This is a genomic window from Umezawaea beigongshangensis (assembly GCF_016464305.1).
GTDB lineage: Bacteria > Actinomycetota > Actinomycetes > Mycobacteriales > Pseudonocardiaceae > Umezawaea_A > Umezawaea_A beigongshangensis.
In genome coordinates, this window is sequence record NZ_JAEIOJ010000001.1 from 955,804 (window position 1) to 970,103 (window position 14,300).

The 14,300-nt window shown below is 73.9% G+C and carries 17 protein-coding genes; 10 read left to right on the forward strand and 7 right to left on the reverse strand.

The window, feature by feature from the left end:
* Positions 1-16: 16 nt before the first annotated feature.
* Together IMZ35_RS04435 and IMZ35_RS04440 are read left to right on the forward strand one after the other, a co-directional pair.
* Positions 17-838, forward strand: a complete 822-nt coding sequence (locus tag IMZ35_RS04435; RefSeq protein ID WP_438816815.1) for a purine-nucleoside phosphorylase — start codon at positions 17-19, stop codon at positions 836-838.
* Entirely contained in the window at positions 835-2,487 is a 1,653-nt protein-coding gene (locus IMZ35_RS04440) for a phospho-sugar mutase (RefSeq protein WP_199439513.1), read from the forward strand. The genes IMZ35_RS04435 and IMZ35_RS04440 overlap by 4 nt, the downstream gene beginning before the upstream one ends.
* 6 nt (positions 2,488-2,493) lie before the next feature.
* On the opposite strand, the gene IMZ35_RS04445 is transcribed toward IMZ35_RS04440, so the two are convergent.
* The 5 genes from IMZ35_RS04445 to IMZ35_RS04465 form a co-directional block, all read right to left on the reverse strand.
* Positions 2,494-2,835: a hypothetical protein gene (locus IMZ35_RS04445; protein ID WP_199439514.1), complete on the reverse strand. Its 342-nt coding sequence runs from the start codon at positions 2,833-2,835 to the stop codon at positions 2,494-2,496.
* Between the two features lie 121 nt (positions 2,836-2,956).
* Positions 2,957-3,940, reverse strand: coding sequence for an aldo/keto reductase (locus tag IMZ35_RS04450; protein WP_199439515.1), 984 nt, complete (start codon positions 3,938-3,940; stop codon positions 2,957-2,959).
* Positions 3,937-4,326: a MerR family transcriptional regulator gene (locus IMZ35_RS04455; RefSeq protein ID WP_199439516.1), complete on the reverse strand. Its 390-nt coding sequence runs from the start codon at positions 4,324-4,326 to the stop codon at positions 3,937-3,939. The genes IMZ35_RS04450 and IMZ35_RS04455 overlap by 4 nt, the downstream gene beginning before the upstream one ends.
* Positions 4,327-4,373: 47 nt before the next feature.
* Positions 4,374-4,754, reverse strand: a complete 381-nt coding sequence (locus IMZ35_RS04460; protein WP_199439517.1) for a type II toxin-antitoxin system death-on-curing family toxin — start codon at positions 4,752-4,754, stop codon at positions 4,374-4,376.
* Between the two features lie 32 nt (positions 4,755-4,786).
* Positions 4,787-4,987 carry a ribbon-helix-helix domain-containing protein gene (locus IMZ35_RS04465; RefSeq protein ID WP_229370699.1) on the reverse strand — a complete coding sequence of 67 codons (201 nt, stop codon included), beginning with the start codon at positions 4,985-4,987 and terminating at the stop codon, positions 4,787-4,789.
* 79 nt (positions 4,988-5,066) lie between these two features.
* On the opposite strand from IMZ35_RS04465, the gene IMZ35_RS04470 reads away from it, so the two are divergent.
* Positions 5,067-5,654: a TetR/AcrR family transcriptional regulator gene (locus IMZ35_RS04470; protein ID WP_199439519.1), complete on the forward strand. Its 588-nt coding sequence runs from the start codon at positions 5,067-5,069 to the stop codon at positions 5,652-5,654.
* Between the two features lie 43 nt (positions 5,655-5,697).
* Here the strand turns inward: IMZ35_RS04470 and upp are convergent, their stop codons facing one another.
* Positions 5,698-6,321, reverse strand: a complete 624-nt coding sequence (gene upp, locus IMZ35_RS04475) for a uracil phosphoribosyltransferase (protein ID WP_199439520.1) — start codon at positions 6,319-6,321, stop codon at positions 5,698-5,700.
* 59 nt (positions 6,322-6,380) lie between these two features.
* On the opposite strand from upp, the gene IMZ35_RS04480 reads away from it, so the two are divergent.
* From IMZ35_RS04480 to IMZ35_RS04500, 5 genes are all read left to right on the forward strand, one after another.
* Positions 6,381-7,007 (forward strand): DUF1707 SHOCT-like domain-containing protein, encoded by a 627-nt coding sequence (locus IMZ35_RS04480; RefSeq protein ID WP_307867751.1) that lies wholly within the window; start codon positions 6,381-6,383, stop codon positions 7,005-7,007.
* Between the two features lie 41 nt (positions 7,008-7,048).
* Positions 7,049-8,047 (forward strand): deoxyribose-phosphate aldolase, encoded by a 999-nt coding sequence (gene deoC / locus IMZ35_RS04485; protein WP_199439521.1) that lies wholly within the window; start codon positions 7,049-7,051, stop codon positions 8,045-8,047.
* A gap of 1 nt (position 8,048) precedes the next feature.
* Positions 8,049-9,491: an aldehyde dehydrogenase family protein gene (locus tag IMZ35_RS04490; RefSeq protein WP_199439522.1), complete on the forward strand. Its 1,443-nt coding sequence runs from the start codon at positions 8,049-8,051 to the stop codon at positions 9,489-9,491.
* Positions 9,484-10,353, forward strand: coding sequence for an aldehyde dehydrogenase family protein (locus tag IMZ35_RS04495; protein WP_199439523.1), 870 nt, complete (start codon positions 9,484-9,486; stop codon positions 10,351-10,353). Before IMZ35_RS04490 ends, IMZ35_RS04495 begins: the two co-directional genes overlap by 8 nt.
* An 81-nt stretch (positions 10,354-10,434) precedes the next feature.
* Positions 10,435-11,205, forward strand: coding sequence for an SDR family oxidoreductase (locus tag IMZ35_RS04500; RefSeq protein WP_438816816.1), 771 nt, complete (start codon positions 10,435-10,437; stop codon positions 11,203-11,205).
* On the opposite strand, the gene IMZ35_RS04505 is transcribed toward IMZ35_RS04500, so the two are convergent.
* Positions 11,177-11,476 (reverse strand): hypothetical protein, encoded by a 300-nt coding sequence (locus tag IMZ35_RS04505; RefSeq protein WP_199439525.1) that lies wholly within the window; start codon positions 11,474-11,476, stop codon positions 11,177-11,179. The genes IMZ35_RS04500 and IMZ35_RS04505 overlap by 29 nt on opposite strands.
* Before the next feature lie 417 nt (positions 11,477-11,893).
* Between IMZ35_RS04505 and IMZ35_RS31625 the strand changes: the two genes are divergently transcribed.
* Both IMZ35_RS31625 and IMZ35_RS04515 read left to right on the forward strand, forming a co-directional pair.
* Positions 11,894-13,645 (forward strand): sensor histidine kinase, encoded by a 1,752-nt coding sequence (locus IMZ35_RS31625; RefSeq protein WP_199439526.1) that lies wholly within the window; start codon positions 11,894-11,896, stop codon positions 13,643-13,645.
* Entirely contained in the window at positions 13,642-14,295 is a 654-nt protein-coding gene (locus IMZ35_RS04515) for a response regulator (protein ID WP_307867752.1), read from the forward strand. Before IMZ35_RS31625 ends, IMZ35_RS04515 begins: the two co-directional genes overlap by 4 nt.
* Positions 14,296-14,300 lie beyond the last annotated feature (5 nt).

Consider the following 14,300-nt stretch of genomic DNA (forward strand, 5'->3'; position numbering starts at 1 on the left):
CGGTTACGCTCCCGCGGTGACCGGTATCCAGGACGCAACCACCACCGCCACTCCCGAGCAGCTCGCCCAGCGGGCGGCCGGGGAGATCAGTGCCCGCACGGGTGTCGCTCAGCACGACGTCGCCGTCGTCCTCGGCTCCGGCTGGCGTCCGGCTGCCGACCTGATCGGCACGCCGGTCGCCGAGGTGCCGATGGCCGACCTGACCGGGTTCACCCCGCCGAGCGCCGTCGGGCACGGCGGCACCATCCGCTCGGTGCCGGTGGGCGACAAGAACGTGCTCGTGCTGCTCGGCCGCACCCACGGCTACGAGGGCCACGGCATCGAGAACGTCGTGCACAACGTGCGCACCGCCGCCGCGGCCGGCGTCCGCACGGTCGTGCTGACCAACGCCGCCGGCGGGCTGCGCGAGGGCATGACCGTCGGCCAGCCCGTGCTGATCAGCGACCACCTGAACCTGACGGCGAGGTCCCCGCTGGTGGGGGCGCGGTTCGTGGACCTGACCGACCTGTACTCGCCGCGGCTGCGCGCCGTCGCGCGGGAGATCGACCCGTCGCTGGAGGAGGGCGTGTACGCCGGCCTGCCCGGCCCGCACTTCGAGACCCCGGCGGAGATCAGGATGCTGCGCACCCTGGGCGCCGACCTGGTGGGCATGTCGACGGTCGCCGAGGCCATCGCGGCGCGGGCCGAGGGCGTGGAGGTGTTCGGCCTGTCCCTGGTGACGAACCTCGCCGCGGGCATCACCGGCGAGCCGCTGAACCACCACGAGGTGCTGGAGGCCGGCGCCGCCGCGGCGAGCCGCATGGGCGCGCTGCTGCGCGAGCTGGTGACCAGGGCATGAGTCTCACCCCCGCGCTGCGCGACGCCGCGTTCCGCTGGATCGCCGACGACCCCGACACCGACTCCCGCGCCGAGCTCCAGGGCGTGCTGGCGCGGGCGATGGGCGGCGACGCCGCGGCGGCCGACGACCTGGCCGACCGGATGGCGGGTCCGCTGACCTTCGGCACGGCCGGGTTGCGCGGTCCCGTGCGGGCCGGTTCCAACGGCGTGAACGTCGCGGTCGTCGTGCGCACCACGGCCGGGCTGGCCGGGTGGCTGCGCGCGCGGGGGCACACCGGTCTCGTGTTCGTGGGCCGCGACGCCCGGCACGGCTCGGAGGCGTTCTGCTCCGCCGCGGCCGGGGTGCTGGCGGCGGCCGGGTTCGAGGTGCGCGTGCTGCCGGAGCCGCTGCCCACGCCGGTGCTGGCGTTCCTGGTCCGCGCGCACGGCGCGGTGGCGGGCGTGCAGATCACCGCGTCGCACAACCCGCCGGCCGACAACGGCTACAAGCTGTACCTCGCGGGCGGCTCGCAGATCGTGCCGCCCGACGACCGGGAGATCGAGGCCGCCGTCGCCGCCGTCACCTCCGCGGTGTCCGTGCCGCGCTCGCGGGACTGGGCGACGGTGGACCCGGCGGACGTCGACGCCTACTCGGCGCACGTGTCGGCGCTGCCCCGCGGCACCGCGCGCGATCTGCGGGTGGCGCTCACGCCGATGCACGGCGTGGGCGGGCGGACGGCGGTGGAGGTGCTGCGCCGCGCCGGGTTCACCGACGTGCGGGTGGTGCGCTCGCAGGCCGTGCCCGACCCGGACTTCCCGACGGTGGTGTTCCCGAACCCCGAGGAGCCCGGCGCGGCGGACGCGCTGCTGGCGCTGGCCGCCGAGAGCGACGCCGACCTGGCGGTCGCGCTGGACCCCGACGCCGACCGGTGCGCGCTGGGCGTGCGGGAGCGCGACGGGTCGTGGCGGATGCTGCGCGGCGACGAGACGGGCGTGCTGCTCGGCTCGCTCGTGCTCTCCACGCTCGACCGGACGGCGCACCCCGACCCGCTGGTGGCCACGACGATCGTGTCGTCGTCGCTGCTCGGCTCGATCGCGAAGGCGCACGACGTGCGCTGCGCCGAGACGCTGACCGGCTTCAAGTGGCTGGTGCGCGCGGGCGACGGGGAGGGCACCGGCCTGGTCTACGCCTACGAGGAGGCGCTCGGGCACTGCGTCGACCCCGATTCGGTGCGCGACAAGGACGGCATCTCGGCCGCCGTCGTGGCCTGCGACCTGGCGGCGACGCTGAAGGCGGCCGGGGAGACGCTGCTCGACGCGCTGGACCGGCTGGCCGCGGAGCACGGTGTGCACCTGACCGATCAGGTGGCGCTGCGGTTCGACGACCTGAGCCGCATCGGCGCGCTGATGGCGCGGTTGCGGGCCGACCCGCCGCCCGAGCTGGCCGGGATCGCCGTGACGGCGGAGGACCTGCTGCCGGAGGCCGACGTGCTGCGGCTGACCGGCGCCGGGGTGCGGGTGGTCGTGCGGCCGTCCGGCACCGAGCCGAAGCTCAAGGCGTACCTGGAGGTCGTGGAACCCGCTGGAACCGACCTCGCGGCGGCCCGCGAGGGGGCCGCCGCGAGACTGGCGGACGTGCGCACGGCCGTCGAGGCCCTGCTCACCGACTAGGCCGGCTCAGGCGGCGCTGCTGACGGCGATGACGAGGCAGAGGATCGCCACCACCAGCGCCCCACCGGCCACCATCCACGGCCGGGACGACGGCGGCTCCACGGGGGTGCGACTCTCCTCGGTGATCGCGGCGACGGCTCCCCGGCCGAACGCCCAGCTGATCGCGCTGAGCCCCACCCCCGCGGCGAGCACCATCGTGTTGACGTCCCAGGGGCTGTGGTCGAAGGTCGGCCACACCGCCACGACGACGAGCGGCAGGCCGATCAGGCCGAGGCCGGTGGACACGGCGGCGCCGACGGTGATGCGCCTGCGTCGACTGCCGGACAGCACGCTGGATGTGATGTTCATGGCTCCCGCCATAGTGCCGATGACCCTCTTTCGATGAAGAAGACGCGCGGGAGCCGGACCGGTTCCCGCGTCGACGCTCCTCATCGTCCCCCACGCGCCGTCGGCGGTGACGCGAGCGTGCTCAGCGGCCGAGGAGCTTCATCGCCTCCTCGGGGTACCGCTCGCCCGCCACCGCGTCGGCCGGGACGGCGGCCTCGATCGCGGCCAGGTCGTCCTCACCGAGCACGAGCGACTCGGCGGCGACGTTCTCCTCCAGGTACTTGCGCCGCTTCGTGCCGGGGATCGGCACGACGTCCTCGCCGCGGTGCTGCACCCACGCCAGGGCGATCTGGCCGGGCGTCACGTCGTGCCGGGCCGCCACGGCGCGCAGCGCCTCGACCACCGCGAGGTTGCGCTCCAGGTTGCCCTCGGCGAAGCGGGGGTTGCCCGCCGCGCGGAAGTCGCCGCTGCCGAAGTCGTCGCGGGAGGTGAACCGGCCGGTGAGGAAGCCCCGGCCGAGCGGCGAGTACGCCACGACGCCGATGCCCAGCTCGCGGCACACCGGCACCGTCGCGTCCTCGATGTCGCGCGACCACAGCGACCACTCCGTCTGCACGGCCGCGATCGGGTGCACGGCGTGCGCGCGCCGGATCGTGTCCGCACCGGCCTCGGACAGGCCCAGGTGGCGGACCTTGCCCTGCCGCACCAGCTCGGCCATCGCGCCGATGGTCTCCTCGATCGGCACGTCCGGGTCGACCCGGTGCTGGTAGTAGAGGTCGACGTGATCGACGCCGAGCCGCCGCAGCGACGCGTCGGCGGCCTGCCGCACGTACTCGGCGTCGCCCCGCACGCCCCTCGTCCGCGGGTCGTCCGAGCGGACCACGCCGAACTTCGTGGCCAGCACCACGGCGTCGCGCCGGTCGGCGATCGCCCGGCCGACCAGCTCCTCGTTGGCGCCGCGCCCGTACATGTCGGCGGTGTCCAGCAGCGTCACGCCCAGTTCCAGGGCGCGGTGGACCACGGCGATCGACTCGGCGTCGTCGGCCTGGCCGTAGAACTCGCTCATGCCCATGCAGCCGAGTCCCTGAGCGCTGACCTCCAGAGCTCCCAGCGTGCGCGTCTTCATGCGGTTCTCCCCTCCGCGGCAGAGGCGTCGCGTTCGATCTGCGAGTAGTTGTCGATCTTGTGGTCGAGGACGTCGAGGCTCGACCGCAGCTCCGCGATGCGGGCCCGCACGGATGCGCGGTGCTCGACGAGGATCTGCTTGCACAGCGCGGGCCCGGCCACGCCGGAGCGCCGCGCCCTCGCGTACTGGCGCATCATGCGGATCGGCATGCCGGTGGTGCGCAGCTTCGTGAGGAAGCCCAGCCGGGCCAGGTCCTCGTCGGAGTACGTGCGCCGCCCGCCGGAGTCGCGCGCCGGCGGGTCGACCAGCCCGATCCGTTCGTAGTAGCGCAGGGTGTCGATCGACAACCCGCTGCGCTCCGCTGCCTGGGCGATCGAATGTGTCACCCCACGACCGTAGGAGCTGGAGTGCGCTCCAGGTCAACCGCCGGGAGTCAATCCTTCGGAATCGCCCACGCCTCCAGGCGCCCGGCCGTGTCATGGACGTCGACCTGCTCGCGGCCGAGCGCGCGGACCAGCTCCAGCGCGGCGTCCTCGTCCGCTTCCACCCACCAGCCGTTGATGTCGCACAGCGTCACCGCCGCGACCCAGCCCAGCCGCCAGTTTCCCTCGAAGAGGGGCCGCGTCCGCACGATGGAGTCCAGCAGCGCCGCGGCCTTCAGCCACAGCGTGTCGTAGGCCTCGACGCCGAGGACGGTGGCGCGCGGCCGGTGCGCCGCCGAGTCGAGCAGGCCCGCGTCGCGCACGACGAGATCTCCGCCGGTCACCGCTGTGGCCAGCACGAGCAGGTCACCGGCGTCCAGGTAGTTGATCACCGTTCAAGTGGAGCACAGAGGTCTGACACGTCTCAGGCCGAGCCCATGCGGTCCAGCAGGCTCCGGTACCTGGGCATGACGCGGGTCAGGGCCTCGCCGAGCTGCTCTTCCTTCTGCAACCTGGCCCACCGTTCGGCGAGCGCGAGCCGGACGACCTCCTGCTTCGAGCGTCCTTCCGCCGCGGCCAGTTCGGCCAGCCGTTCGTTCTCCTCGTCGTTCAACCGGAGAGTCATCGCCACCGGAGGACGGTACCAAGCTGGTACCAGCGTCGCCAGACCTCTTGTCAGAACACCGTTTCGATATGCTGCGGAGGTGCCCCGCCCCAAGGTCCACGACGACGCGCTGCGCGCGCGGCTGCTCGACCGAGCGGGAGAGATCCTCTCCACGACGGGGCCGGACGGCCTGAGCCTGCGCGCGCTCGCGGCCGACGTGCGGACGTCGACGACCGCGGTGTACTCGCTGTTCGGCGGCAAGCCCGGCCTGCTCCGGGCGGTGTACGACGAGGCGTTCCGCCGCTTCGGCGAGCGCCTGTCGACCGCGGGCACGAGCGACGACCCGGCCGAGGACCTCGTGCGGCTCGGTCTGCGCTACCGGGACAGCGCGCTCGCCGACCCGCAGTTCTACCGGGTGATGTTCAGCGGGGCGTCGGGCGTCGAGCCCGGCGAGGAGAGCAGGCGGGCGTCCGCGCGGACGTTCTCCCCGGCGCTGGACATCGCCCGCCGCGGCGTCGAGACCGGGGTGTTCGGGAACGACTCGCCGGAGCAGATCGCGCTGGCCTCGTGGGGGATCGCGCACGGGCTGGTCGCCCTGGAGCTGCGGGGCGACCTGCCGGTCGACGTGCCGGTGGCGCAGGTGTACGAGCGGTCGCTGCGCGCCCTGGTCGACGGCTGGCGCCGCTGAGCCGCGCGGCGGGGTCCGGGGTGCGGACCCCGCCCGCGTGCGGTCAGACGGCTCCGTACTGGCGGTCGCCCGCGTCGCCCAGGCCGGGCACGATGAAGCCCGAGTCGTTCAGGCGCTCGTCGACGCTGGCCGTGACCAGGCGCACGGGCAGGCCCGTCGCCTCCAGGTGCGCGATGCCCTCCGGCGCGGCGAGCGCGCACACCGCCGTCACGTCGGTCGCGCCGCGGCCGGTGAGCAGCTTGATCGTGAACTCCATCGAGCCGCCGGTGGCGAGCATCGGGTCGAGCACGAGCACCGGGCGGTCGGACAGGTCGTCGGGCAGCGACTCCATGTACGGCGTCGGCCGGAGCGTCTCCTCGTCGCGCGCCAGGCCTACGAAGCCCATCTGCGCGTCGGGGATGAGCCGGTGCGCCTGGTCGGCCATGCCGAGTCCGGCGCGCAGCACGGGCACCAGCAGCGGCGGCTTGGCCAGCCGGAACCCGTCGGTGCGGGCGACGGGGGTGTGCACGCGCTCGACGGCCACCGGGGCGTCGCGCATCGCCTCGTACACGAGCATCACGGTCAGCTCGTGCAGAGCGGCGCGGAAGGCGGCGCTGTCGGTGCGGGCGTCGCGCATGGTGGTGAGCCGCGCCCTGGCGAGCGGGTGATCGACAACGAGCACGTCCATGGCCGAACAGTATCCCCATTCGCCCCCGCGACCTGGACGGAGTTCCTAGACTCGACGGGGTGAACGACGACGTGGTCCCCGCCGATCCGAACCGGATGCGCGCCTCCGACGCCGACCGCGAGGTGGTCGCCGCGGTGCTGCACCGGGCCGCGGCCGAGGGCCGGCTGGACCTCAACGAGCTGGACGAGCGGCTGGCGGTCCTCTACGCGGCGAAGACCTACGGCGAACTGGTTCCGATCACCTCCGACCTGGTGCTCCCGGCGACGGCGGGCGTCCCGGCGGCGGCTCCGGCGAGCGACCGGATCGGCGGCGTGCCGGGGCCGAGCGTGTCGCTGGCGTTCATGTCGGGCGTCGACCGCAAGAACAACTGGGTCGTGCCCGCCCAGCACACGGCCGTCGCCGTCATGGGCGGCGTGAAGCTGGACCTGACGAAGGCGCGGTTCGCCGAGGCCGAGACGACCATCACGGTGTTCACCTTCTGGGGCGGCATCGAGATCCTGGTTCCCGACGACATCACCGTCCAGGTGAGCGGTCTCGGGCTGCTGGGCGGTTTCGAGGACCGGACCAGCGGAAACGCCCTGCCCGGAGCGCCGGTCGTGAAGATCACCGGTCTCGCGATCATGGCGGGCGTCGAGGTGAGGCACCCGAAGCGCAAGAAGCTGAAGCGGGCCGACGCCGACGACTGATCGTCTAGGAGTCGCCGGGCCGCGCGCCTAGACTCCGGAGCATGGTTGCTCCGTCGACACCGTCGTCGGCCGAGGCGCCGGGTACGCCCGCGCCCGGCCCACCGCCTCCGGCGCTCGCCGACGCCGTCCGGGACGACGCGTCGCTCCGCCGGTTCCTGCACGGCCTGCCCGGCGTCGACCAGGTGGGCGTCGAGGGCCGTTCCGCCGCGCTGGCCACCCGGAGCATCAAGAGGGCCAGCAAGATGTGGGCGATCGACACCGCGATCAGCATGGTCGACCTGACCACGCTGGAAGGCGCCGACACGCCGGGCAAGGTGCGCACGCTCGCCGCGAAGGCCCGCCGCCCCGACCCCGACCAGCCGGACGTGCCGCGGGTCGCGGCCGTGTGCGTCTACCCGGACGTGGTGGCCGCGGCCGTCGACGGGCTCGCCGGGACGGGCGTCGGCGTCGCCAGCGTCGCCACGGCGTTCCCCTCCGGCCGCTCCAGCCTCCAGGTGAAGCTCGCCGACACCCGCTACGCGGTCGAGGCCGGCGCCACCGAGATCGACATGGTGATCGACCGGGGCGCGTTCCTGACCGGCCGCTACGGCCAGGTGTTCGACGAGATCGTGCAGATCAAGCACGCCTGCGGGGACGCGCACCTCAAGGTCATCCTGGAGACCGGTGAGCTGGCGACCTACGACAACGTGCGCCGCGCCTCGTGGCTCGCGCTGCTGGCCGGTGGCGACTTCGTCAAGACCTCGACCGGCAAGGTGTCGCCCGCGGCGACCCTGCCGGTGACCCAGGTGATGCTCCAGGCGGTGCGCGACTGGCGCGACCTGACGGGCGAGCTGCGCGGCGTGAAGCCCGCCGGTGGCATCCGCACGACGAAGGACGCCGTCAAGCACCTCGTGGCGGTGCACGAGGTGGCCGGTCCGGAGTGGCTGACCCCGCGCCTGTTCCGGTTCGGGGCGTCCTCGCTGCTCAACGACCTGCTGATGCAGCGTCGAACCCAGCTGACGGGCCACTACAGCGGCCCCGACTACGTGACGGTGGACTGAGATGACCGACCACACCGTGTGGGACTACGCCCCCGCACCGGAATCGCGGGACCTGGCGAACCTCAAGCCCGCGTACCGGATGTTCGTCGACGGCGAGTTCGTCGAGGGCACCGGCGAACCGCTGAAGTCGATCAACCCCGGCACCGAGGAGGTGCTGGCCGAGGTCAGCACCGCCGGGCCGTCCGACGTGGACGCCGCCGTGCGGGCCGCGCGCCGCGCCCACGAGGGCCCGTGGGGCTCGATGCGCGGTTCGGAGCGGGCGAAGTACGTCTACCGGATCGCGCGGCTGATCCAGGAGCGCGGCCGCGAGCTGGCCGTGCTGGAGAGCCTGGACAACGGCAAGCCGATCCGCGAGTCGCGCGACGTCGACGTGCCGACCGCCGCCGCGCACTTCTTCTACCACGCGGGCTGGGCGGACAAGCTCTCGCACGCGGGCTTCGGACCGGACCCGAGGCCGCTGGGCGTGGCCGGTCAGGTCGTCCCGTGGAACTTCCCGCTGCTGATGGCGGCGTGGAAGATCGCGCCCGCACTCGCGACCGGCAACACCGTGGTGCTCAAGCCCGCGGAGACGACGCCGCTGTCGGCGCTCGTGCTGGCCGAGATCGTCGCGCAGGCCGAGCTGCCGCCCGGCGTGGTCAACGTCCTGCCGGGCGCGGGCGACGTGGGCGCGGCGCTGGTCGGCCACGCGGGCGTGGACAAGGTCGCGTTCACCGGTTCCACCGAGGTCGGCAAGCTCATCCAGGGGCAGCTCGCGGGGACCCGCAAGAAGCTGACGCTGGAGCTGGGCGGCAAGGCCGCGAACGTCGTGTTCGACGACGCTCCGCTGGACCAGGCCGTCGAGGGCATCGTCAACGGCATCTTCTTCAACCAGGGCCACGTGTGCTGCGCCGGGTCCCGGCTGCTGGTGCAGGAGTCCGTCGCCGAGGAGCTGCTGGAGAAGCTGCGCAGGCGGGTGTCCACGCTGCGCGTCGGCGACCCGCTGGACAAGAACACCGACGTCGGCGCGATCAACTCCCGCGAGCAGCTCGACAAGATCCGCGAGCTGAGCGCGGCGGGCGAGGCGGAGGGCGCCGAGCGCTGGACGAGCGCCTGCGCGCTGCCCGACCGCGGGTTCTACTTCGCGCCCACGATCTTCTCCGACGTGCACCAGTCGATGCGGATCGCCCGCGAGGAGATCTTCGGCCCGGTGCTGTCGGTGCTGACGTTCCGCACGCCCGACGAGGCCGTGGCCAAGGCCAACAACACGCCCTACGGGCTGTCGGCGGGGATCTGGACGGAGAAGGGCTCCCGCATCCTGTGGATGGCGCAGCGGATGCGCGCCGGTGTGGTGTGGGCCAACACCTTCAACCGCTTCGACCCCTCCGCCCCCTTCGGCGGCTACCAGGAGTCCGGTTTCGGCCGCGAGGGCGGCCGCGCCGGACTGGAGGCGTACCTCGATGTCTGAGCACCGCGTTGCCGTCGCCAAGACGTACAAGCTGTACGTGGGCGGCGCGTTCCCCCGCTCCGAGTCCGGCCGCAGCTACCCCGTGACCGACCACGCCGGCGCGTTCCTGGCCAACGCCGCGCAGGCGTCCCGCAAGGACGCCCGCGACGCCGTGGTGGCCGCGCGCAAGGCGTTCCCCGGCTGGTCGGCGGCCACCGCGTACAACCGCGGCCAGGTGCTGTACCGGGTGGCCGAGGTCCTGGAGGGCCGCCGCGAGCAGTTCGTCTCCGAGGTCCGCGCCGCCGAGGGCGCGGGTGCCGACGAGGCGGGGGCGCTCGTGGACGCCGCGATCGACCGCTGGGTCTGGTACGCCGGGTGGACGGACAAGATCGCCGCGGTGCTGGGGTCGTCGAACCCGGTGGCCGGACCCTACTTCTCGTTCTCCACGCCGGAGCCGACGGGCGTGGTCGCCGTGCTGGCGCCGCAGGACTCCTCGCTGCTGGGCCTGGTGAGCGTCGTCGCGCCGGTGATCGTCAGCGGCAACACCGCCGTGGTCGTCACCAGCGAGGAGCGGCCGCTGCCCGCGATCACGCTGTCCGAGGTGCTCGCCACGTCCGACCTCCCCGGCGGTGTGGTGAACCTGCTGACCGGGCGGACGGCGGAGCTCGCGCCGTGGCTCGCGTCGCACGCCGACGTGAACGCCCTCGACCTCACCGGTGCGCCGGAGGAGGCGCGGACCGACCTGGAGCGCGCGGCGGCGGGCACCGTGAAGCGGGTGCTGCGCTCGCCGGTGACGCCGGAGGACTGGACGCGGGAGCCGGGCACCGCGCGGCTGCGCGCGCACCTGGAGATGAAGACGGTCTGGCACCCGACGGGGGTGTGATCCGCCGGTGGGGTGGGTGCCGCTCTCCCCGGGAGAGCGGCACCCTGGTTCGGGCCGGTCCTCCTCACGAGCATGGTGGACGTGAACCCCAACCGAGCAGAGATCGACGACCGGACCGATCGCAAGACGGTGCTCGTCACCGGAGCCAGCAGCGGGATCGGTGAGGCCGTCGCCGCCCGCCTGGTCCACGAAGGACACCACGTGGTCGCGGGCGCGCGCAGGGCGGACCGCCTGCGGGCGCTCGCCGGACGCACGGCGGAGGCCGCCTCCCGGTCGGGCGGCAGCTTCCACGCCGTGCAGCTCGACGTGACCGACCGGGAGGACGTCGCCGCCTTCGTCGCGGAAGCCCGCGATCGGACCGGACGCGTCGACGTCTTCGTCAACAACGCCGGCGTGATGCCCCTCTCGCGGCTCGACTCGCTGCTGGTCGACGAGTGGGACCGGATGATCGACGTGAACGTGCGCGGCCTGCTGCACGGGATCGCCGCGACCCTGCCGCACTTCACGGCGCAGGGGTCGGGTCACTTCATCACCGTCGCGAGCATCGGCGCCCGCGAGGTCGTGCCGACCAGCGCCGTCTACTCCGGCACGAAGTTCGCCGCCAGGGCGATCACCGAGGGGTTGCGCCAGGAGGCCGACCCCTCGATCCGGGTCACGACCATCTCCCCCGGAGTGGTCGCCTCGGAACTGGCGGACTCGATCACGGACAGCGGGGCGGCCGAGATGATGCGGACCTACCGGACGCACGCGATCCAGCCGGACGCCATCGCCGGCGCCGTGTCCTACGCCATCGGCCAGCCGGCCGACGTCGACGTCAACGAGATCATCGTGCGCCCGGCCCGGCAGCGCTGACCGGCGCACCGCACCCCGGTCTCACCCTCGTCGCCTCGATCGACCTCGCCGCGCTGCCCGCGGACGCGACGGACCTGCCGCTGCCCCGCGACAGGCGCCTGCTGTTCTTCGCCGACGCGTTCGAGGCGGTCGACGGCGACTCCGCGAGCGCGGTCGTCCACGTCCCGGCCGACGCCGAGGTCGTGCCGGTCCCGCGCGGCGACGAGCCGGGGAGCACGGCGCCGCACCTCGTGCGGTCCACGTCGCCGCCCGACCACGGCGACACGAGCACCGGGCACCCGCACGGCCGGGAGCTGGGCGAGGTGTGGTGGAACACCGGCGGCCGGGCGCTTCGACCGGGTCGTGGGCACCGGGGACCCGGTCGGCTGACGGCGGCCGGACCGCTGGCCGGCGGTCGTGGCGGGCGGCCCGCGCGGTGTTCCGCGCGAGCCGCCCGCTCCGCGGCGGCCACTCCCCGGAGCGGCCGCGAGTCCGGACCCGCACCGCGGCGGCCCGGCCGCCGGAGACACCCCTCGCGATCTCCAGCGGGCCGGGGCCCGGTGCCGGTGTCGACCGTGCCCGAACGCAGGGCCTCCGCGCGTCGGCCGAGCAGTCCGCTCCCCGGCCGCGGCATCGGCCGGACGGACGAGGTGAACGCGAGCCGCACGGCCGAGCCGGAACGGTGCCCGGTGGTCCTAGCGTGTCCGCCGTGGACGGTCTCGGTGCGGAACTGCGAACCCTGCTGCGCGTGCGGTGGCCCCTGGCGGCCCTCCTGTTCTCAGCGCTGGCCGCGGAAGCCCTGCTCCTCTACGGGGGGCACCGGGCGCAGGACATGCTGGGCTGGTCCGCCACGTGGTGGCTGTGCCTGGCGGCCTTCCTGGTGCTGCGGTGGCCGCGAGCCGCGGTGGCGCTGGCGGTGCTGTCCTTCGCGGTCTCGACGCCCGCGTTCCGCCTGAGCAGCGCCCCGGTGCCGACGATCGGCGCGCTGACCCCGGCCGAGGCCGTCGCGATGGTCGTGCTGGTCGTGGTGCTGGTGCGCGACCTGCGGGGGACGCGCCTGCTGACGAGCCTGGCGACGCTGCTCGCCGCGAGCGCCGTGGCGGCGCTGCTGCGCGTCTCCGGCCACCTGTTCGACCGGTCCGTCTCGACGAACGCCGTGATCGCGACCACGCTGATCACCGCCGCGATCGGCGTCGGCCTGTACCTGCGGTCTCCGCAGGCGGCCCCGGTCCCGATCGCGACCCCGCCGACCGGCCGGCCCGACGGACCGCGGACGCTGCTGCGCAGCCAGTGGCCGATCGCCGCAGGGCTGGCGCTGCTGCTGGCGGTGGAGCTGGTGGCGATCACCGGTGGCCGCCACTGGTACCCGACCGGGATGCTGCTGACGTGGGCGGCGGCCTGGCCCGTCTGCGTCGCGGCCGTCGTGGCCTCGCTGTACCCGCGCGCGGCGGTCGTCGTGACCCTCTCCTCGGTGGCCCTGTCGTCGTGGATCGCCCACGACCGGGGGCTGGCCCTGATGACGGCGTTCAGCCCGCTGAGCCCCTCGGAGACCGCCGCGTTCTTCGTGACGGCCTCGGTGCTGGCCCGGTACCGCACGTCGGCCCGGCTCGTGTCCGACCTGGCGCTGCTGATCACCGCGGGCCTGGTCGCCGCCCTGCTGCGGGGCCCGTTCAACGACTACGACGTGCTGTACTTCCGGGACGTCGCACCCACCGGGATGCTGCTCGCGCTGGCCATCGGCTCCGGGCTCTACCTGCGGGACCGCGACACCGACCGGGCCCGGTCGGTGTCGACGGCCGTGTCCGGCGCGCAGCGCGAGGAGCGGATCGCGCTGGCCCGCGAGCTGCACGACGTGGTGGCCCACCACGTCACCGGCATCGTCGTGCAGGCCCAGGCCGCGATGACCGTGGCGGAGCGGGACCCGCTGGCGGCGCACCGGCTGCTGCCCGGCATCACCCGCAGCGGCACCGAGGCGCTGGCGGCGATGCGCGGCCTCGTCGGCACGCTGCGCGAGGGCGACACCACGGAGGACGCTGCCCTGTCCTCCACCGCGGACCTCGGCGCCGACGTGCTGTCCGTCGTCGAGCGCGCCCGCGAGCTGGGCACGCCCGTGAAGCTGCGGATCGAGCTGCCGCGCGCCGTGCCGCCCGAGGTGTCGCGCTCGGTGCTGCGGCTGCTCCAGGAGGCGCTCACCAACGTCCAGCGGCACGCCGACTCCCCCTCCGAGATCGACGTGCAGCTCTCCAGCGCCGGTCCGGCGCTGCGACTCCTGGTGCGCGACGACGGCCGCGGCTCACCGGTCGCGCCGCTGGGCGGCGCGGGTGGCTACGGTCTCATCGGCATGCGCGAACGCGTGGAGCTGCTCGGCGGTCTGTTCTCGGCGGGCCCGGTGAGCGGAGAGGGCGGCGAGCGCGGCTGGCGGGTGCTGGCCGAGCTGCCGCTGGAGAGGGATGCGCGGTGACGATCAGAGTCCTGATCGCCGACGACCAGGAGATGGTGCGGGTCGGTTTCCGGATGATCCTGGAGAACGAGCCGGACGTCGAGGTCGTCGCCGACGTGGCCGACGGCGTGGCCGCCCTGACCAGGGCGCGCGAGCTGCGGCCGGACGTGTGCCTGCTGGACGTCAGGATGCCCGGCGCGGACGGCCTGGAGGTCACCAGGCGCCTGGCCGGGCCCGGTGCGGTCGATCCGATCAAGGTCGTGGTGGTGACGACGTTCGACCTGGACGAGTACGTGCACACGGCGCTGGAGAACGGCGCGAGCGGGTTCCTGCTCAAGGACGCTGGCCCGGCGCTGCTGATCGAGGCGGTGCGGGCGGCGGCGCGCGGTGACGCGCTGATCTCCCCGCAGGTCACCGTGCGGATGCTGCGGCACTTCACCAGGCCGGCGAGCCGGCCGTCCGCGCTGCCGGCGCAGACGCTCACCCAGCGCGAGCTGGACGTGGTGCGCGAGGTCGCGCGCGGCCTGACGAACGCGGAGATCGCCGCCGCCCTGTACCTGTCGCTGTCGACGGTGAAGACCCACCTGGCGTCGGTGCAGAACAAGCTGGAGGTGCGCAACCGCGTGGAGATCGCGTCCTGGGCCTGGCGGGCGGGCCTGCTGACGACCTGACGCCG

Excerpts from the sequence above, each read along its gene's own strand:
- IMZ35_RS04450 (WP_199439515.1), bottom strand. The coding sequence starts at position 3,940 with ATGAAGACGCGCACGCTGGGAGCTCTGGAGGTCAGCGCTCAGGGACTC.
- IMZ35_RS04495 (WP_199439523.1), top strand. The coding sequence starts at position 9,484 with ATGTCTGAGCACCGCGTTGCCGTCGCCAAGACGTACAAGCTGTACGTG.
- IMZ35_RS04490 (WP_199439522.1), top strand. The coding sequence starts at position 8,049 with ATGACCGACCACACCGTGTGGGACTACGCCCCCGCACCGGAATCGCGG.
- IMZ35_RS04440 (WP_199439513.1), top strand. The coding sequence starts at position 835 with ATGAGTCTCACCCCCGCGCTGCGCGACGCCGCGTTCCGCTGGATCGCC.
- IMZ35_RS04445 (WP_199439514.1), bottom strand. The coding sequence starts at position 2,835 with ATGAACATCACATCCAGCGTGCTGTCCGGCAGTCGACGCAGGCGCATC.
- IMZ35_RS04465 (WP_229370699.1), bottom strand. The coding sequence starts at position 4,987 with ATGACTCTCCGGTTGAACGACGAGGAGAACGAACGGCTGGCCGAACTG.
- deoC (WP_199439521.1), top strand. The coding sequence starts at position 7,049 with ATGGTTGCTCCGTCGACACCGTCGTCGGCCGAGGCGCCGGGTACGCCC.
- upp (WP_199439520.1), bottom strand. The coding sequence starts at position 6,321 with ATGGACGTGCTCGTTGTCGATCACCCGCTCGCCAGGGCGCGGCTCACC.